16 protein-coding genes are annotated in these 17,800 nt (G+C 64.2%); 10 read left to right on the top strand and 6 right to left on the bottom strand.

The features are described from left to right. Positions 1-169: 169 nt before the first annotated feature. The 3 genes from AB6N07_RS04175 to AB6N07_RS04185 all read right to left on the bottom strand — a co-directional run bounded on the left by AB6N07_RS04175 (position 170) and on the right by AB6N07_RS04185 (position 2,457). Complete coding sequence (locus tag AB6N07_RS04175) at positions 170-1,129, bottom strand: acetyl-CoA carboxylase carboxyltransferase subunit alpha (protein WP_370676553.1); 960 nt, start codon at positions 1,127-1,129, stop codon at positions 170-172. A gap of 159 nt (positions 1,130-1,288) precedes the next feature. Next, positions 1,289-2,224, bottom strand: coding sequence for a site-specific tyrosine recombinase XerD (locus AB6N07_RS04180; RefSeq protein ID WP_370676554.1), 936 nt, complete (start codon positions 2,222-2,224; stop codon positions 1,289-1,291). After that, positions 2,221-2,457 (bottom strand): hypothetical protein, encoded by a 237-nt coding sequence (locus tag AB6N07_RS04185; protein WP_370676555.1) that lies wholly within the window; start codon positions 2,455-2,457, stop codon positions 2,221-2,223. The genes AB6N07_RS04180 and AB6N07_RS04185 overlap by 4 nt, the downstream gene beginning before the upstream one ends. Before the next feature lie 86 nt (positions 2,458-2,543). On the opposite strand from AB6N07_RS04185, the gene AB6N07_RS04190 reads away from it, so the two are divergent. From AB6N07_RS04190 to AB6N07_RS04200, 3 genes are read left to right on the top strand one after another with little or no spacing between them, the layout of a single operon-like run. After that, entirely contained in the window at positions 2,544-3,176 is a 633-nt protein-coding gene (locus AB6N07_RS04190; protein ID WP_370676556.1) for a shikimate kinase, read from the top strand. 34 nt (positions 3,177-3,210) lie between these two features. After that, positions 3,211-4,350, top strand: a complete 1,140-nt coding sequence (gene aroB, locus AB6N07_RS04195; protein WP_370676557.1) for a 3-dehydroquinate synthase — start codon at positions 3,211-3,213, stop codon at positions 4,348-4,350. Continuing rightward, entirely contained in the window at positions 4,350-5,645 is a 1,296-nt protein-coding gene (locus AB6N07_RS04200) for an HlyC/CorC family transporter (protein ID WP_370676558.1), read from the top strand. The genes aroB and AB6N07_RS04200 overlap by 1 nt, the downstream gene beginning before the upstream one ends. A 74-nt stretch (positions 5,646-5,719) precedes the next feature. Here AB6N07_RS04200 and AB6N07_RS04205 read toward each other — a convergent pair whose 3' ends face one another. Then, positions 5,720-6,010 (bottom strand): BolA family protein, encoded by a 291-nt coding sequence (locus tag AB6N07_RS04205; RefSeq protein ID WP_370676559.1) that lies wholly within the window; start codon positions 6,008-6,010, stop codon positions 5,720-5,722. A gap of 111 nt (positions 6,011-6,121) precedes the next feature. Between AB6N07_RS04205 and AB6N07_RS04210 the strand changes: the two genes are divergently transcribed. From AB6N07_RS04210 to AB6N07_RS04230, 5 genes are all read left to right on the top strand, one after another. Continuing rightward, on the top strand, positions 6,122-6,745 hold the full coding sequence (locus tag AB6N07_RS04210; protein ID WP_370676560.1) for a J domain-containing protein: 624 nt from the start codon (positions 6,122-6,124) through the stop codon (positions 6,743-6,745). A 67-nt stretch (positions 6,746-6,812) separates the two neighbouring features. Beyond that, on the top strand, positions 6,813-7,796 hold the full coding sequence (gene cobS, locus AB6N07_RS04215) for a cobaltochelatase subunit CobS (protein ID WP_370676561.1): 984 nt from the start codon (positions 6,813-6,815) through the stop codon (positions 7,794-7,796). 21 nt (positions 7,797-7,817) lie between these two features. Further along, on the top strand, positions 7,818-9,731 hold the full coding sequence (cobT, locus tag AB6N07_RS04220; RefSeq protein WP_370676562.1) for a cobaltochelatase subunit CobT: 1,914 nt from the start codon (positions 7,818-7,820) through the stop codon (positions 9,729-9,731). Continuing rightward, complete coding sequence (locus AB6N07_RS04225) at positions 9,728-10,750, top strand: esterase-like activity of phytase family protein (RefSeq protein ID WP_370676563.1); 1,023 nt, start codon at positions 9,728-9,730, stop codon at positions 10,748-10,750. Before cobT ends, AB6N07_RS04225 begins: the two co-directional genes overlap by 4 nt. Beyond that, positions 10,747-11,742 (top strand): small ribosomal subunit Rsm22 family protein, encoded by a 996-nt coding sequence (locus AB6N07_RS04230; protein WP_370676564.1) that lies wholly within the window; start codon positions 10,747-10,749, stop codon positions 11,740-11,742. Before AB6N07_RS04225 ends, AB6N07_RS04230 begins: the two co-directional genes overlap by 4 nt. Positions 11,743-11,748: 6 nt before the next feature. On the opposite strand, the gene AB6N07_RS04235 is transcribed toward AB6N07_RS04230, so the two are convergent. Beyond that, on the bottom strand, positions 11,749-12,294 hold the full coding sequence (locus AB6N07_RS04235) for a queuosine precursor transporter (protein WP_370676565.1): 546 nt from the start codon (positions 12,292-12,294) through the stop codon (positions 11,749-11,751). 171 nt (positions 12,295-12,465) lie between these two features. After that, on the bottom strand, positions 12,466-12,762 hold the full coding sequence (gene rpmB / locus AB6N07_RS04240; protein ID WP_370676566.1) for a 50S ribosomal protein L28: 297 nt from the start codon (positions 12,760-12,762) through the stop codon (positions 12,466-12,468). A 426-nt stretch (positions 12,763-13,188) separates the two neighbouring features. Here rpmB and AB6N07_RS04245 point away from each other — a divergent pair, with 426 nt between their 5' ends. After that, on the top strand, positions 13,189-14,046 hold the full coding sequence (locus tag AB6N07_RS04245) for a DUF3108 domain-containing protein (RefSeq protein ID WP_370676567.1): 858 nt from the start codon (positions 13,189-13,191) through the stop codon (positions 14,044-14,046). 613 nt (positions 14,047-14,659) lie between these two features. Continuing rightward, the gene (locus AB6N07_RS04250) at positions 14,660-17,800 is read left to right on the top strand and encodes a helicase-related protein (protein ID WP_370676568.1); all 3,141 of its coding nucleotides are present in this window, start codon (positions 14,660-14,662) and stop codon (positions 17,798-17,800) included.

Raw genomic sequence — 17,800 nt, forward strand, 5'->3', positions numbered from 1 at the left:
GCAATCCTCGGCGGTTATGGTTACCGAAGGGTTACCGTCTGACGGATCGAGCCAGTGCGCCGATGTGCCGGTGTGTCCGTTCGCCGAGGCCGCCAGAAGTTCTCATTTCCATCGAAATCATGAGAAATTCATGGCGAGACAGCGGGAATTCGATATTTCGATCCCAATGTCAGATCTTGAGGTCGCGACCGATTGCCAGGAATTTGCGACGGCGATCGGCACGGATATCGTCGCGGCTCTTGCCTTCGAACGTGGCGAGCGCCGCCTCGATGACGCCGCCTACCGCCTGGACCACCTGACCGGGGGCCCGGTGAGCACCACCGACCGGCTCGTCGATAATGCCATCGATGATACCGTAGCGGGTGAGATCCTGAGCGGTGATGCGCATGTTCATGGCGGCGTCCTGCGCCTTGGCCGAGTCCTTCCAAAGGATGGAAGCCGCGCCCTCGGGGGAGATCACCGAATAAATGGAATGCTCCAGCATGAACACGCGGTTGGCAGTGGCAATGGCAATGGCGCCGCCGGAGCCGCCCTCACCGATCACCACCGAGACGAGGGGCACGCCAAGCCGGAGGCAGGCCTGCGTCGAACGGGCGATGGCCTCGGCTTGACCGCGCTCCTCGGCGCCGATGCCGGGATAGGCGCCGGCCGTATCGATCAGCGAGATGACCGGCAGGTTGAAGCGGTCGGCCAGTTCCATGACTCGGATGGCCTTGCGATAGCCTTCCGGGCGAGCCATGCCGAAATTGTGCCGGATGCGCGTCTGGGTATCGTGGCCCTTTTCCTGGCCGATCACCGCCACGGGATGGCCGCGGAAGCTGCCGAGGCCGGCAATGATCGCCGCGTCCTCGCCGAAATTGCGGTCACCGGCGAGCGGCGTCCAGTCGGAAATCAGCTGATCGATGTAGTGTATGGCATGCGGCCGGTCTGGATGACGGGCAACCTGCGCCTTCTGCCAGGGCGTCAGGCGGGTGTAGATGTCAGCAAGTGCCTGGGCAGCGCTCGTCTCGAGCTTGGCGATGTCATCGTCGATTGAAAGGGCGTTGCCGCTATCGGCCAGGGCTTTCAGTTCCTGGACCTTGCCTTCAAGGTCGGCGATGGGTTTCTCAAAGTCGAGATAGCTTCTCATCCGGCTCTCTTCTGGTACCCCGGCCACCGTCTTGTCCCGCGGGGACAACCGTGGGTGCGGCAGCCGCGCACACTTGGCTTCCGAACCACCGCCTTGTCAACGCCAATTGCCGCAATTGCCGGCAATTCTGTGGTCATCTTCGTGCCAATACCAAGTCGATCAGCGCTCGGACAGGGGATGATGGTCGGCAACGAGGGCTGCGAGCCGGTGCTCAAGGACGTGGGTATAGATCTCGGTGGTGCCGATGTCGGCGTGTCCGAGCAGCTCCTGCACGACGCGGAGATCGGCGCCATTCTGCAATAAATGACTGGCAAAAGCGTGGCGCAGCACGTGCGGCGATACCTTGTCGGGCGAGATCCCCAGCCGGGCAGCGGCATCTTTCAGATCGCGGGCGAAGCTTTGGCGGGTGACGTGCCCTGCCTCGGAGGAGGCGGGAAACAGGAAGGGACTGCCGGTGTGGCGACCACTCGCCTTGAGGAGCCGACGATAGGCAATGACGGCGGCGCGCGCCGTATTGCCGATCGGCACCAACCGGTCTTTGGCGCCTTTGCCGCGCACGGTCATCGCGGCCGTGCCCTCGCGAATGGCGCCGGCGGGCAGGGAGACGAGTTCCGAGACGCGCAGGCCCGACGCATAAAGCGTCTCCAGCATGGCCGAGAAGCGGGCGCGGCGCAGCGCCTCGGCCTGGTCCTCCAAGGGCTCGGCGGCGGCAAGCGCGACGGCGTCCATCAACCGGCCGACCTCGTCGACGGAGAGCACCTTCGGCAGAGGACGACGAGTTCGCGGGCGGTCCACTTGGGCCGTGGGATCGTCGGGGCGACGGCCCTCGGTGTAAAGAAACTTGTGCAACTGGCGAATGGCGGAAAGCCGGCGCGCCTGGGTGGCGGCGGCGTAGCCCTCGGCGGCAAGCCCGGCAATGAAAGCCTCGACGTCCGTCGTCCCCGCATCGAGCAAGCCAAGGCCACGACCGGCGAGAAAGCCGACATAAAGGTCGAGATCGGCACGATAGGCGACGAGCGTATTATCGGAGGCGGCATCCTCGATGCTGGCGGCTTCCAGATAAGTCTCGATCAGCGTGGCATCGCTGACGCTCATGGCGCCTTGCCCGGCGTGTCGGCGGCGGTCGGAGTGCCCGCGGCCGGATCCAGCATCGTCGGCACCGGCGGTGGCGGCGATAGCAGCCGGGCGCCCGAAAGCACCGACGGGTCGATCGGCACGGTATATGTGCGCGGTTCGGGCGTCACCAGATAGGCCAGCGCCAGAACCACCGCCGTGGCAGCGGCGGCCAGAACAATGAGAAAGCCGAGGAAGCGTGTTATGGTCGGCATAGTTACGCTTGGGGTCCGGTCCGGCGAGGTCGCTCGGCAGCGCTAACAGCTTGACAGACGCGCCTCCCCAACCCATGAGACTTCTCATGACCGACGTCAAGACCAGCCGCAGCCGCGACTCCGACGCCGCGCCTCGGCGCGGTAGCGCCAACGCGCGCATCGTCGAGCTGCTCGGCCGCCGTTCGGTGGTGTTGGTGGGCATGATGGGGGCGGGCAAGACATCGGTGGGCAAACGCCTGGCCGGTCGTCTTGGGCTGACATTCATCGATGCCGACACGGCGATCGAAGAGGCTGCCAAGAAGAGCGTGACCGAGATCTTCGCCGAGCATGGCGAAGAGTATTTCCGCCAAGGCGAGCGGCGGGTGATCGCCCGATTGCTGCGCGAGCCGCGCCAGATTATTGCCACCGGCGGCGGTGCCTTCATGAACTCTGAAACACGGACGGCGATTCGAAGTGCCGGCCTGTCGATCTGGCTCAAGGCCGATTGGGAACTGCTCTTTGAACGGGTGCGGCGGCGGCCGACGCGGCCGCTCCTGCAGACTGCCGATCCTGAGGGTACGCTCAGGGCACTCGTCGAGGCGCGCTATCCGGTCTATGCCGAGGCGGATCTCACCGTTCAGTCGATAGACGTACCGCATGAGGCGATGGTCGACGCCGTCGTCTCGGCGCTGGATGCTTGGCTCGTCGAAGAAGCAGGGCGTGAGAAGAGCGCGCCTTGATGGCGCATAAGCCGGGGAACGGGCGGGGGTTGAAATGGCGGTTGAAGTGGAAGCGGACGGTATCGTCCGGGTACCGGTGTCTCTTGGCGAGCGGTCCTATGAGATCCTGATCGGCGAGGGGCTCGTCACCGATGCCGGCCGGTGGTTCCGCGCCGTGCTGCCGAAGGCGCGGGCCTGCATCATCACCGATTCCAATGTGTCCAGCCGGCATCTCGTTGCCTTCGAGAAGTCATTGAGGCGCGCCGGTGTCACGGCCAGCGCCGTGGTGATTCCGGCGGGTGAGGCGTCCAAGTGTTTCGACGTGTTCGAGCAGGTGGTCGACCAGGTGGTCGGCGGCCGCTATGAGCGCGGCGATGCCGTGGTGGCGCTGGGCGGCGGCGTGGTCGGCGACCTCGCCGGCTTCGTGGCGGGCGTGGTGCGGCGCGGCATGCGCTTCGTACAGGTGCCGACGACGCTTCTCTCTCAGGTGGACTCCTCGGTCGGCGGCAAGACCGGGCTCAACAGCCGCCATGGTAAGAATCTGGTCGGCGTGTTCCACCAACCCGATCTCGTCCTGGCCGACACCAAGGTGCTCGACACGCTGCCCGAGCGCGAGTTCCGCGCCGGCTATGCCGAAGTGGTGAAATACGGCCTGATCGACAATGCTGATTTCTTCACCTCGCTGGAGCGAAATTGGCGAGACGTGTTCGCCGGCGGGCCGGCGCGCGCCGAGGCGATCGCCGTTTCCTGCCGCTCCAAGGCGGCTATCGTCGCCCGTGATGAGTACGAGACCGGCGATCGGGCGCTGCTCAATCTCGGCCACACCTTCGGTCACGCCATTGAGACGGCCGCCGGCTATAACGGCACGGTCGTGCATGGTGAAGCGGTGGCGCTCGGCATGGTGCTCGCCCACGAGTTCTCGGCTCGTCTCAACCAGATGTCGCCGGACGACGTGGTCCGCGTCAGCGCCCATCTGGCAGAGGTTGGCCTGCCGACGCGGCTCTCCGAGATTCCAGGTGGGCCGCCATCCATCGCCACCTTCATGGAACTGATCGGCCAGGACAAGAAGGTGCAGAATGGTGCGCTGACCTTCATCCTGAGTCGCGGCATCGGCGAGGCCTTCATCGCCAAGGACGTGCCGGCCGAGGCGGTGCGCGCCTTCCTCACCGACAAGCTCAGCGAGGGGCAGGCCTGATGGGCGGTGAGGGCGGAGAGATCGCCGATCTCGTGCTTGCCGGCGTGCCGGTCGCCCTGTTCGTCGTGATCACCGTCATCCTGTCGGCGGCCGGTTCGGCGCTGCTCGCTTCCAATCGCACCAAGCTGCATCACATGGAGCGGCTCGGCGACCGTCGCATCACGCGTCTCGTCGAGCTGACCGCCGAGCGAGCCCGGGCGGTGTCGGCTATCCGTCTGGCGCGGCAGGTCGCGACGGTGGCGCTCACCATTTTCGCGACGCGGGCGGTGCTTTCCTATGAAACCCACCCCATGCGCCTCGCCGTCTGGGCGATCGGCGGCATTATCATTGCCATTCTGCTCGACGCCGTGCCGCGCGTCATGGTGTCGCTCAGGCCGGAACGCTCTGCCCTCATGCTGCTTCCGGCCATCGAGGCGTCGACCGCCCTGCTTGGGCCGCTGATCGCCAGCATCGAAAAAGGGGTGATTGCGCCGCTGAGGCTTGTCAGCAAATCGCCGCGCGAGGTGGCCTGGACGGCGCATGAGGAAATTCGCGAGGCGGTCGACCTGCTCCATCGTGAAGGCGGCGTGGTCAAGGACGATCGCGACATGGTCGGTGGCGTGCTCGATCTCAGCGAGCTGCCACTTTCCGATATTACGGTGCATCGCACCAAGATGCGTACGTTCGACGTCGACATGCCGGTCGGCGATCTCCTGAAGGCGCTGATCGCCAGTCCGTTCACACGCCATCCGCTCTGGCGCGACGAGCCGGACAACATCGTCGGCGTGCTGCATTCCAAGGAGCTGATGCGTGCCATCGACCGGGCTGGCGGCGATCCTGGCAAGGTCTGTGTCGAAACGCTGATGACGCCGCCCTGGTTCGTGCCGGATACGACGCTGGCGGCCGACCAGCTCAAGGCCTTCCTGAAGCGCAAAGTCCATCTGGCGCTGGTGGTCGACGAATACGGCGAGGTTCAGGGCCTCGTCACCCTCGAGGACATCCTTGAGGAAATCGTTGGCGATATCTCCGACGAGCAGGACGTGGTGATACAGGGCGTTCGTCCCTATCCCGATGGCTCAGCCTCGGTGGATGGGGCGGTGCCGATCCGCGATCTCAACCGCATGATGGATTGGCGCCTGCCCGACGACGAGGCAACCACCATCGCCGGCCTTGTCATTCATGAAGCGCGCATGATCCCCGACCCCGGTCAGTCCTTCACATTCCACGGGTTCCGCTTTCGCGTGCTGAGGCGGCAGAGAAACCGCATCACGGCGTTGAAGGTGGGGCCGGTCGACGATGCCTTCCGATCCAATTGAATGGTGTTATCGCACAGCTCTGACCGGACCAAGGTGCATGGCCTGCGGGGCGGAAACCGAGCAACTGCCCGGAATCATTCTCCCGGCGCGCGTGTGGTGACCGAGAGGGCATGCAGGCCGGTGTCGAATTCCGCTTTCAGGGCGTCCATGACGAGGCGCTGACGGGCAACGCGGCTCTTGCCCTCGAAGGCCTCGGATACCACTTCTACGCTGAAATGGGTCTCGCCGCCCTCGTGCCAACCGCCATGTCCGCGGTGGCGCTCGCTGTCATCGACCACGTTCAAGTGGATTGGGGACAGTTCGGCGAGGAGCGCCGCCTCGATGCGGCTCTTACGGGCGGAAGCGGGCGGGGTCATCGAAGCCATCTGGCATCCTCGTCGGTTGGCGCAAGCGAAGCAATCTGGTATCAGGCAACCAGGAATGCCGATTGTCAACGCCTTGCCGGCGAGCGTTCCAGTGCCCATAATCGGCGGATCATGGATTCCTATTCCAAGCTCTTCGACAAACTCCGGATCAAGCCGGACAAGGAAAGCGTTGCCCGCGACCAGTTTCCACCTTGCGAGTGGAACGGCTGCGAGAGCGCGGGGCCGTATCGCGCGCCGAAAGGTCGCGGTCGCGAAGGGCAGTATCACCACTTCTGCCTGGAGCACGTGCAGCTCTACAACAAGTCCTACAATTATTTTTCGGGAATGGGTGACGACGCTGTCATGGCCTTCCAGAAGGATGCGCTGACCGGTCATCGTCCCACGTGGACGGTATCGGTCAACCGCTGGGGGCAGACCGACCCCAACGCCGGTCATCATCGCCACCCGCCCGAGCCGACCTATAACGACCCGTTTGGCGTTTTCCACGGTTCGCGGGCCAGCGGCACGCGAACCGAACCGGAAGAGCCGCGCCGGCGCGTGTCGCCGATGACGCAGCGCGCCTTCGAAACGTTGCATCTCGAAATCGGCGTCTCCAAGGAAGAGATCAAGGCGCAATATAAGGTCATGGTCAAACGCCATCACCCGGACGCCAACGGTGGCGACCGTTCTTCAGAGGAACGGTTGCGAGAGATCATCCAAGCCTATAATTACTTAAAGACCGCCGGTTTCTGTTGATCGGCTGCATTTTTCCCGATTCGACGGAGCGACTTCCTCCCTCCGCTTGGTCGCTCCAGGAGGTTTTATGGCTCAGCAGACGTATGACGCGCCGCTGCCCGATATCCGGGTCTCGGTTCGCGAGGTGTTCGGTATCGACACCGAAATTGATGTGCCCGCCTATTCCAAGGCTGATGAGCACGTGCCCGATCTCGATCCGGACTATCTGTTCGACCGCGCGACGACGCTGGCGATTCTGGCCGGCTTTTCGCACAATCGCCGCGTCATGGTGTCGGGCTATCATGGCACCGGCAAATCGACGCATATCGAGCAGGTGGCCGCCCGCCTCAACTGGCCGCTGGTGCGCGTCAACCTCGATAGCCACATCAGCCGCATCGATCTCATCGGCAAGGATGCCATCGTCCTCCGGGACGGCAAGCAGGTCACCGAATTCCGCGACGGTATTCTGCCCTGGGCGCTGCAAAACAACGTGGCGCTGGTGTTCGACGAGTATGACGCCGGCCGGCCGGACGTGATGTTCGTCATTCAGCGCGTGCTCGAAGTTGCCGGCAAGCTGACGTTGCTCGACCAGAACCGCGTTATCCGCCCGCATCCGGCATTCCGCCTTTTCGCGACAGCCAATACCGTCGGTCTTGGCGACACCTCCGGCCTCTATCACGGCACGCAGCAGATCAACCAGGGCCAGATGGACCGCTGGTCGATTGTCACCACGCTCAACTACCTGCCGCATGACCACGAGGTGAACATCATCGCCGCCAAGGCAAAATCGTTCACCGGACCGGAAGGCCGCGACGCCGTCTCGAAGATGGTCCGCGTTGCCGACATGACGCGCTCGGCCTTCGTCAACGGCGATATCTCGACGGTGATGAGCCCGCGAACGGTGCTGACCTGGGCTGAGAACGCTGCGATTTTCGGCGACGTGGGCTTTGCCTTCCGTCTCACCTTCCTCAACAAGTGCGATGAGACCGAGCGGGTGCAAGTGGCCGAGTTCTATCAGCGCTGCTTCGGCAAGGAATTGCCGGAGAGCGCGGCCAACATCCTCTTGAGCTGACCCGACGGGAACCACTGCGAGATGGCGCATCCCGAGACGCAGAAGGGCGGCCAGCCGGCCGTCGAGCCGCTCAAGAAGGCGGTGACCACGGCGATGCGAGCCATCTCCGGCGATGGCGAGCTGGAGGTGGTATTCGCCGCCGACCGGCCGTCGCTTACTGGCCACAAGGCGCGTGTGCCAGACCCGCCGCGCCGGCCGACCGCCTTCGACGTTGCCGTGACCCGCGGTACCGGCGACGCGTTGGCGTTGCGCCTTGCCTGCCATAACGAGGCGGTGCATCGCACGTTCGTGCCCGAGGGGCCGCGTGCCAAGGCGGTATTCGAGGCGATGGAACAGGCCCGCTGCGAGGCGCTCGGTGCCCGTGCCATGCCGGGCGTCGCTGGCAACCTCGCGGCCATGCTCGAGGAGCGCTATCTCCGCGCTAATTTCCAGCACATCGAGAACCGTGAGGATGCGCCGCTTTCCGAGGCGGTGGCGCTGATGGTGCGCGAGAAGCTGACCGGGGCGCCGCCACCGAAAAGCGCGCAAGGCTTGATGGATGCCTGGCGCGACTTCATCGTGGAAAGGGCTGGCACCGACCTTGAAGGTCTTACCGGCGCCATTTCCAGCCAGCAGGCCTTCGCCCGCGCGACGCGTAACCTTCTCGTCAATCTGGAAATGGGTGACGAGCTCGGCAGCGACCCCGATCAGGACGAGAACCAGGACGGCGAGCAGCAGGAGGCGGAAGATAGCGAAGCCTCGGCCGAGCCGGCCGACGACGCCGAGGCCGACCAGACGGCGGCACGCGAGCGCGAGGTCGCCGGCGAGGATGAGGAGTCTTCGGAGGGCGACGCCGAATCGGAGATGTCGGATGATCCCGGCGACTTCGACGAGGAAGACGATTCGCGCGATCCCGGCGAGGCCAAGCGGCCGGAACTGCCGTTCACCAACCAGCCGCCGGTCAGCGACTACAAGGTGTTCACCACCAAGTTCGACGAGTTGACCCGGCCGGAAGATGTCTGCGACGGCGCCGAGCTCGACCGGTTGCGCGCGCTTCTCGACAAGCAGCTCGCCAACCTGGCTGGCGTGGTATCGCGACTCGCCAACCGCCTGCAGCGCCGCCTGATGGCCCAGCAGAACCGTTCGTGGGATTTCGATATCGAAGAGGGCATTCTCGATACGGCGCGCATCACCCGTGTCGTCACAGATCCGCTGGCGCCGCTCGCCTTCAAGATGGAGCGCGACACCGATTTCCGCGACACGGTGGTGACGCTGTTGATCGACAATTCCGGCTCGATGCGCGGTCGGCCGATCACGGTGGCTGCTGCCTGTGCCGATATTCTTGCCCGTACTCTGGAGCGCTGCGGCGTCAAGGTGGAGATCCTTGGTTTCACGACCAAGGCCTGGAAGGGCGGGCAGGCGCGTGAAGCGTGGCTCGCCGCCGGCAAGCCCGCCGGCCCTGGCCGCCTTAACGACCTGCGCCACATCGTCTACAAGCCGGCCGACGCCCCCTGGCGGCGGGCGCGGCGCAACCTCGGCCTGATGATGCGCGAGGGGCTCCTCAAGGAGAACATCGACGGCGAGGCGCTCGATTGGGCGCATCAGCGCCTGCTTGCCCGGTCGGAGAACCGTCGCATCCTGATGATGATTTCCGACGGTGCGCCGGTCGACGATTCCACGCTGTCGGTCAATCCGGGCAACTATCTTGAGCGTCACCTGCGCTATGTCATCGAGGAAATCGAGGAGCGGTCGCCGGTGGAACTGATCGCCATCGGCATCGGTCATGACGTAACGCGCTTCTATAAGCACGCTGTCACCATCGTCGACGTCGAGGAGTTGGCCGGCGCCATGACCGATCAGCTGGCGGGGCTGTTTGAAGAGCAGCCTAACCAGAAGGCGATTCGGGCCGGTGCCAAGCCAAGGCCTCGGCGCGTCTCGACGCTGGGCCTCATATGACGGGTGGACGGGCGCTTCTTACGGCCCTTGCCGCCTTGATGACGATTACGACGGCCGCTTCGTCCGCCGATATTGCTACTCGCGTCACCGCGCGGCCGCTTCCCGCCTTCTCGATCGCCGAGCCGGCGAGGGTTCGTTTTGGCCAACTGGATTATGTCGGTGGCTTCGAGGTGAAGGCCGACCGGCGCGAAGTCGGCGGTCTTTCCGGTCTGGTGATCTCCGGCGCTGGCCGGAGCTTCCTGTCGCTCAGCGACGACGGATTCATGGTTCAGGCGAAGATTGAGCGCGACGCTCGCGGCAAGCCGACCGGCCTGTCGTCGGCCTCGATCCGTCGGTTGCAGACCCAAAAAGGGTCGCTGCCGCGCGACAAGGTTCTCTCCGACACCGAATCAATCGATGTTTATGCCGATGAAAACGGCCGGCCGTTTGGTGTTGTCTCCTTCGAGCAGCGGCCGACGGTAATGGTCGGCCCGCTCGGCGCCGATGGCTTCGTCGGCTCGCTGGTGGCGATCGACTTGCCGAAGGACGTTCGCCGTCTTCAGCCGAACCGGGGCCTCGAATCGGTGGCGGCGCTGCCGGCTGGCAACAGCCTTGGCGGCCGTTTCATCATTCTCGCCGAGGAGGCCGAGCGGGGCGCAACGACGGAGAATCAGCCAGGCTGGGTGATCGGCGGCAAGGCGCCTGTCGCTTTCCGCGTTCGTCGCTCAGCGGGCTACGACCTGACCGACGCCAAGGTTGGTCCCGATGGACGTCTTTACGTTCTGGAGAGGACTTTTTCCTTCTTGGCCGGTGTTCGCTGCCGCATCCGCGCCTTCCGCCTGTCCGATATCCGCCCTGGGGCGTTGATCGACGGTGACGTACTGTTCGAGGCGAGCATGTCGGAAGAGATCGATAACATGGAGGGGCTGTCGGTCTGGAAGATGGCGAGCGGCGAAACACGGATCTCGCTGATTTCCGATGACAATCACGCCTTTATCGAGCGGACGCTCTATCTCGAGTTCCGTCTCAGGACGCCATGAGCGACCGGCGCCTTCCCGCAGCCCTCGCCGCTGCCGTGTCCGAGCGTGCCCGGCCTGAGATGCTCGGTGCGGCGGCGGCCCGCTTATCGGCCGGCTATCGCGCCAATCTGACGTCTCGCCAAGCTGTTCCCGACGCTGCCGGCGTCACCGCCTATGCGGCAAGCCGCATGCCCGCCACCTACGCGGCCGTCACGGCGGCTCTTGATCGCCTCGCGGCGAGCCAGCCTGATTTTGCACCGGAAACCGTGCTCGACCTTGGCTCAGGACCGGGCACGGCGAGCTGGGCGACCGCGATGCTGTGGCCCTCGGTCGTTTCCATCGCCATGGTGGAAGCCAGCGCCGATTTCCGCACCCTCGCCGCCGACCTGGCGCATGCCGGACCTCCGGCGCTTGGGCAAGCTGATATTCGCAGAGGCGACATCACCCAGCCCTCCAGCTTGCCGAATGGTCCGTTTGATCTGGCGGTCGTCGCTTATGCACTCACGGAACTTGATCTTCCCGCCGCTGAGCGGCTTGTCGCCGACCTGGTCGGTCGGGCTGGGCGCGTGGTGATCGTGGAGCCTGGGACGCCTCGCGATCATGGCCGGTTGATGATGGTGCGGCGAGCAGCGCTCGAAGCTGGCGCCCGCATTCTCGCGCCTTGCCCGCATGCTGGTCCCTGTCCCTTGCCGCCCGGCGACTGGTGCCATACGTCGGTGCGCGTCGAGCGGAGCCGCGCCCACATGCGCCTTAAGGGCGGGACGGTGCCGTTCGAAGACGAACGCTACGCCTATCTGGTGCTGGAATCGAAAGCCTTGGCTGTCGTGGAACATGAAAACGGCGGCCGCATCCTGCGACCGCCGCGTCCTGCCAAGCATGAAATCGCCTTCAGCCTCTGTCGCGCCGACGGAACGCTTGGCGAAGCGCGGGTTGCCAGTCGCAACCGGGCCGCTTTCAAGGTGGCTGGCAAGCTCGACTGGGGTGATTTCCTGTCCGACGGTTTCTTGAGATAGGCGAGATCAGCTCCGGGCCGGCTGATAGGGTTTTACCCAGTTCATCAGCTTGGCATAGGGCAGCAGCGAAGAGACGGCCACCAACATCTTCACCGAGAAATCGCCGAGCGCCCAGGTGGTCCAGGGCAGGCCCGAGCCTGCGAAGGCGATCGAGAAGAAGATGACCGTGTCGAGCGCCGAGCCGATCGACGAGGAGACGAGGGGCGCCCGCCACCAGGAACCGGCGCGCAGCCGGTTGAAGACGGTCACGTCGAGGAGCTGAGCGCAGAGGAAGGCGGTGCCGGAGGCCAACGCGATGCGGGGCTCGGACAACCAGATCGACAACACCACGGCGATGGCAAAGCCGGCGTAGACGACGTGGCGGGTCTTCGCCGGTCCGAACCAGCGGTTGGTGAGGTCGGTTACCAGGAAGGCGAAGGGGTAGCTAAAGGCGCCCCAGGTGAGGAGATCACCCAGTCCGAAGGGCGTGAAGGGGTATTGTACGAGGATATTGGATGCGACGACGGTAGCAACCATCGCCAACACCGAAGGGGTGAGGCGTCTATCAAACATTTCCAGAAGTTCTCCGGCAGTACAGACCAGGCTTTTGGAGCTATGAAATGAAACCCAGCCAGCGGACTGGAATTTCATGCGATGTGTACCACTGAAGGTTCACATAAATAAAGCCGCGACACCGTTTCCGGCATCGCGGCTCAATTCTGGAAGGCGGTTGTGCCCGAAAAATCAGGCGGCAACGACCTCGGCGGCCTTCTTGGCGATCTGCTTCTTGATCAGCCGAGCGCGCGTCGACAGTTCGTCGTCGCTCGCCTTGGCAAGAAAGGCATCAAGGCCGCCGCGATGCTCGACCGAACGCAGGGCGTTGGCGGAGATGCGCAGGCGCACCGACTGACCGAGCGTGTCGGACAGGAGCGTCACAGCCAGGAGATTCGGCAGAAAGCGCCGCTTGGTCCTGTTGTTGGCGTGGCTGACGTTATTACCCGTCAGAACGGCCTTGCCGGTAAGTTCGCAGCGCCGGGCCATCGGGATACCCTCTTTTTCTGTTAGCGCGGGATCGAGGCCTTGCGGCCGCTCCTCGCGATGAAATAAGCCAAGGCGCCGCTTGCGTCATGCCGACGGCGCCGTTCAAGTCGCGTTCCTATAGTCGGTCGGCATCGGCCCCGTCAACCCCGGAAGCGAGCGGAAGCCGGCAAAAATGCCGTTTGGCCGGATGGAAGCGTCGTCAGCGCCGCCTATAGATTTCTCGCCACAGGAACATCGAGGCTTTCGCCGCGTTAACCATCCAGTTACCATGACAGCCGATCATCCGAAAGACGGTGGTCGGCCGACCGGTCGGCAGTCTCTCGCTGGCGGTGGCGTCGCCCGTCGGATGATCTTCAAGGCGTTGTTTCGGTCGCAGATGGCGGCCGAGGGTGAGACGGTTCGCCGTCTGCAAACGGAGGTTCCGTGGTGGCTCGTGTCGAAACTTTGCCGCGTCGTGCGAAAGGCGCCATGGCCGCGGCGGTCTTTGTCGCCACGCTGTCCGCCGTGCCGCCATCCGGGGCGGCGGTGGCGCGTGAGGGCGAGGTACAAGCTCTCTACGCCGCATCCTTCATGGGGATCGGCATTGCCAAGGGATCGCTGTCGATCAAGGTGGACCGAGGTGCCTACGCGGCCAAGCTGCACATTTCGACCGCCGGTCTCGCCCGCATCGTCAGTTCCGAAGAGAGCTTTGTCGACGCCAAGGGCTACGTGGGCCGTTCGCTGGTGCCATCCACTTATGACCTGATGAGCCGTGGCGACACGGTGACGCAGGTATCGATGGCGCTGGGCGGAGGCAATGTCCGTAGTCTCAAGGCCATACCCGAACTCGTCGAATACGATGACCGTGTGCCGGTGACGGCGGCGGCCAAGCGCCGCGTGGTCGACCCGCTGTCGGCGGCAATCCTGCCGATGATGCGTGATGACAAGGCCGATGGCAAAGACGTCTGCGATCGTACGCTGCCGGTGTTCGATGGCTGGACGCGCTATGATATCCAGCTCAGCTACACCAGTACCGATCCCGTCGATATTCCCGGATACAAGGGGGACGCGGTGCACTGCTCGGCGCGCTGGGTGCCGGTGGCCGGCCACCGCGAGGGCACCAAGTCCACCGAATATATGCGTGACAACCAGAACCTTGATGTTTGGTTCGTGCCGATGGCCGAGGGACGGGTCATGGTGCCGAGCAAGATCTCGGTCCAGACAATGCGCGGACTGCTCCTAGTGGTCGCAACCCAGTTCGGCGAGAACGCCAAGCTGGGCAAGGTGGAGCAGGCCTCCAACTGAGTGTGGCCATCACGATATCGATCGAAAGAGGCGCTCTTCAGGGCGCCTTTTTTATTACCACCACATCCGAGTTTCCTGGTCGTTTTGTGCCAATTCGGGACATAGTTGTTAATTCTTCAGTGACCGACGCAGGCGATAAGTACGCCGCTCGGGCGACATCTTGTGCGCTGAGGCGCGGGTGATGGCAGATATGGGTGGGGCGAAACAAGAACATTGCCGTGTCGGCGATTCGGCCCGTGTTCGTTCCCGCTCTGTTGAAAGTGTTAACGCCGCCAGTCCTCTACTTTTGCGTCTCAGTATAATTGGTTAACCATGATTCTGGTTTAGAGTCTTGCTGTCGATCTGCTCTTGACATCGATTCTAGTGGCGAATCGAACGACTCTCTCTGTGGAGTCTTCGGATTCAAGATAGCGAGGCGAAGACTCTGTCTGCATCCATATCTTGTAGGGAACGAATGCAGAATCTCTTTGAAATTGCGATTCGCCCCGCATCTGTTCTCGTTTGATTCCTTTTGGCGGCTGTCGCCATGCTTCTGCCGGTTTTCTCTGGCCTCTCAGGCGGGCTTTTTCGTATAGGAAGGTCACGGCGTCATCGCTCAACCGAACGGGACCTCATGAACATTGTCCGAGCGGCCCCTCTGTCTTCGATCGCCCGTGCCCGGGCGGTAACGGCGGTTCTGGGGCCGACCAACACCGGCAAGACTCATCTCGCCATTGAAAAGATGCTGAGCCACGGCTCCGGCGCCATTGGCCTGCCGCTGCGCCTGCTGGCGCGCGAGGTCTATGGCCGGATCGTCGCCCGCGTCGGCGCGAGCGCGGTGGCATTGGTGACCGGCGAGGAGAAGATCGTGCCGCGCGACGCCCGCTACTGGGTGGCGACGGTGGAGGCAATGCCTCGCGACCTGGACGTGGCTTTCGTCGCTATCGATGAGGTGCAACTCGCCGGTGACATAGAGCGGGGGCACGTGTTCACCGACCGGCTGCTGAACGTGCGTGGGCGGCAGGAAACCATGCTGCTCGGCTCCGCGACGGCGCGGCCGCTGATCGAGCGCCTGTTGCCGGGCGTTGCCGTTACCTCGCGACCGCGTCTCAGCCATCTCGCCTACACCGGGGCCAAGAAGATCACCCGCTTGCCGCCACGTTCGGCCATCGTCGCCTTTTCCGCCGACGAGGTTTATGCCGTCGCCGAGCTAATCCGTCGCCAGCGCGGCGGCGCGGCCGTGGTGATGGGCGCGCTTTCCCCCCGTACCCGCAACGCGCAGGTGGCTCTCTTTCAGAATGGCGAGGTCGACTTTCTGGTGGCGACCGACGCCGTCGGCATGGGGCTCAACCTCGATGTCGATCATGTCGCCTTCGCTCAGGCGCGCAAGTTCGACGGCTATCAGTATCGCGGCCTGACGTCCGCCGAACTCGGTCAGATCGCCGGTCGGGCCGGTCGCTATCTCAACGATGGTACCTTTGGCGTCACAGGCCGGGTCATGCCGTTCGACGACGACACCGTCACGGCCATCGAGGGGCATGACTTCGAACCGGTGGGCATCTTTCAGTGGCGTAACGGCGACCTCGATTTTTCGTCGGTCGACGCGCTCCGGGCCTCACTCGAGAAGCTGCCTGGGGTAGAGGGATTGACCCGGGCGCTGCCATCCGATGATCAGCGAGCGCTCGACTTCGCTCTTCGGGCAGAGGATGTGGCGGCGGCGGCGTATGGTCGCGAACGGGTGGCGCTTCTTTGGGACGTGTGCCAACTTCCCGACTTCCGCAAGATATCACCGGCGCAGCACGGTGATCTCATCGTCGCACTCTATCGATTCCTCATTGCAAAAGGCGTGATTCCAGACGATTGGTTTGCACGGCAGGTCGGGTTGTCTGACAGGACGGATGGCGATATCGATACGTTGTCGCGGCGTCTGGCGGACATCAGGACCTGGACCTTTGTCGCCAATCGGCCGGACTGGCTGTTTGCGCCCGGCCATTGGCGGGAGAAGACGCGCGCCATCGAGGATCGGCTGTCGGATGCGTTGCATGAACGGTTGACCCAGCGTTTCGTGGATCGCCGGACATCGGTATTGTTGAAGAGATTGAGAGAGAACACCATGCTCGAAGCTGAAATCACCGGTACCGGCGGCGTGCTCGTCGAAGGGCAGGCGGTCGGTGAGCTGCACGGCTTCCGCTTCGTGCCCGATCCGGGTGTTGGCGGCGATGGCTCCGAAGCCAAAGCGCTGAAAGCGGCCGCCCAACAGGCGCTGTCCGGAGAGTTCGACAAGCGCGCGGAGAAAATCTCCAAAGCGCCGAACGAGGAAATCGTGCTGTCCACCGATGGCAGCCTGCGCTGGCTCGGCGAGCCTGTGGGGCGATTGGTGGCCGGTGACGATACGCTGACGCCGCGCGTGATGCTGCTCGCCGACGAGCAGCTTGCCGGTGCCGCCCGTGAGAAAGCCCAGGATAGGCTCGACCTCTGGGTCGGCGCCCACATTCAGACGCTCCTGAAGCCGCTGTTCGATCTGCGCACCGCCGCCGATCTCGAAGGTATCGCGCGTGGCGTTTCCTTCCGCATGGTCGAAGCGCTCGGCACCGTCGAGCGGCATGACATAGCCGACGACGTCAAGGCGCTCGATCAGACGCAGCGCGCCGTCATGCGCAAGTATGGCGTCCGCTTCGGTGCCTACCACATTTATGTGCCGGCGCTCCTGAAGCCGGCGCCGGCCGCCCTGGTGGCCCAGCTCTGGGCGTTGAAGCACGGCTCGCTGGACATGGCGGGCCTTGCCGAGCTGCCGCAGCTCTCTGCCTCCGGCCGCACCTCGATCAAGGTCGATCCGGCCTTCGACAAGACGCTTTATCGTCTCGTCGGCTTCCGCGTCGCCGGCGAGCGGGCCGTCCGTCTCGACATCCTGGAGCGTCTTGCCGATATCATCCGGCCGTTGATCGCCTTCAAGTCGGTGGACGGCGCCACGCCTCCCGAAGGCGCGCTGCCGCAGGGCGGCAGCTTCACGGTGACGGTGGCGATGACCTCGCTGCTCGGCTGTTCGGGCGAAGACTTTGCCTCCATCCTGCGCGGTCTGGGCTATCGTTCCGAGAAGCGGACAATCAAGGTGCCTGTCAAGCCTCAGAAGGCCGAAGCATCGGCTGACGGCGTGACGTCCGAGACGGTGCCGGCAGTTGCTGATGTGGCGGAGGTTTCGACCGAAGCCTCGACCGAGACGCCCGTCGTGGAGACTTCTTTGGTCGATGCACCGGCTGCTGAGGCCCAGATGCCGGCCGCCGACGCCACCGAAGCGTCGGCTGACGTCGCTGCCGCGGAAAGTGCGCCCACCGCTGAAGGGGCTGTCGAAGTGCCCGCCGAAGCGGCTGAGACCGTGGCCTTCGAGGATCGGGAAGTCGACGTCTGGCGGCCAGGTCGCGGCGACCGTCCACGGCATGGTGATCACAGAGGCGATCAGCGCAACGAGCGTCGTGGCGGTCCGCATCGCGGTGCGGCGGCGACCCGTCCGGGTGAACCCGCTGAGGCAGCTCCCGCCGATGGACGTAGTCCCCGCGCGCAGGATGACCGCCGCCAGGACCGTCGACCACAGGGTGAGCGGCGCGAAGGGCGCGAAGAGCGCCGCTTCGGAGATCGTCGCGACGGCCGTCCTGTCGAGCGGAACGGTGAGCGCCCCCCCGAGCGCGCGCCGCGCAAGGAAAAGGTCGCCGATCCCAATTCACCGTTTGCCGCGCTGGCGGCCCTCAAGGCGTCGCTTGAGCAGCAGAAGAAGAAGTAG

Origin of the sequence: Pleomorphomonas sp. PLEO, from assembly GCF_041320595.1 — a bacterium.
In the GTDB taxonomy this organism is placed as follows: Bacteria; Pseudomonadota; Alphaproteobacteria; order Rhizobiales; family Pleomorphomonadaceae; genus Pleomorphomonas.

Excerpts from the sequence above, each read along its gene's own strand:
- AB6N07_RS04200 (WP_370676558.1), top strand. The coding sequence starts at position 4,350 with ATGGGCGGTGAGGGCGGAGAGATCGCCGATCTCGTGCTTGCCGGCGTG.
- AB6N07_RS04225 (WP_370676563.1), top strand. The coding sequence starts at position 9,728 with ATGACGGGTGGACGGGCGCTTCTTACGGCCCTTGCCGCCTTGATGACG.
- AB6N07_RS04175 (WP_370676553.1), bottom strand. The coding sequence starts at position 1,129 with ATGAGAAGCTATCTCGACTTTGAGAAACCCATCGCCGACCTTGAAGGC.
- AB6N07_RS04230 (WP_370676564.1), top strand. The coding sequence starts at position 10,747 with ATGAGCGACCGGCGCCTTCCCGCAGCCCTCGCCGCTGCCGTGTCCGAG.
- aroB (WP_370676557.1), top strand. The coding sequence starts at position 3,211 with ATGGCGGTTGAAGTGGAAGCGGACGGTATCGTCCGGGTACCGGTGTCT.
- AB6N07_RS04210 (WP_370676560.1), top strand. The coding sequence starts at position 6,122 with ATGGATTCCTATTCCAAGCTCTTCGACAAACTCCGGATCAAGCCGGAC.
- cobT (WP_370676562.1), top strand. The coding sequence starts at position 7,818 with ATGGCGCATCCCGAGACGCAGAAGGGCGGCCAGCCGGCCGTCGAGCCG.
- AB6N07_RS04180 (WP_370676554.1), bottom strand. The coding sequence starts at position 2,224 with ATGAGCGTCAGCGATGCCACGCTGATCGAGACTTATCTGGAAGCCGCC.
- AB6N07_RS04235 (WP_370676565.1), bottom strand. The coding sequence starts at position 12,294 with ATGTTTGATAGACGCCTCACCCCTTCGGTGTTGGCGATGGTTGCTACC.
- AB6N07_RS04205 (WP_370676559.1), bottom strand. The coding sequence starts at position 6,010 with ATGGCTTCGATGACCCCGCCCGCTTCCGCCCGTAAGAGCCGCATCGAG.
- rpmB (WP_370676566.1), bottom strand. The coding sequence starts at position 12,762 with ATGGCCCGGCGCTGCGAACTTACCGGCAAGGCCGTTCTGACGGGTAAT.
- AB6N07_RS04185 (WP_370676555.1), bottom strand. The coding sequence starts at position 2,457 with ATGCCGACCATAACACGCTTCCTCGGCTTTCTCATTGTTCTGGCCGCC.
- AB6N07_RS04190 (WP_370676556.1), top strand. The coding sequence starts at position 2,544 with ATGACCGACGTCAAGACCAGCCGCAGCCGCGACTCCGACGCCGCGCCT.
- AB6N07_RS04250 (WP_370676568.1), top strand. The coding sequence starts at position 14,660 with ATGAACATTGTCCGAGCGGCCCCTCTGTCTTCGATCGCCCGTGCCCGG.
- cobS (WP_370676561.1), top strand. The coding sequence starts at position 6,813 with ATGGCTCAGCAGACGTATGACGCGCCGCTGCCCGATATCCGGGTCTCG.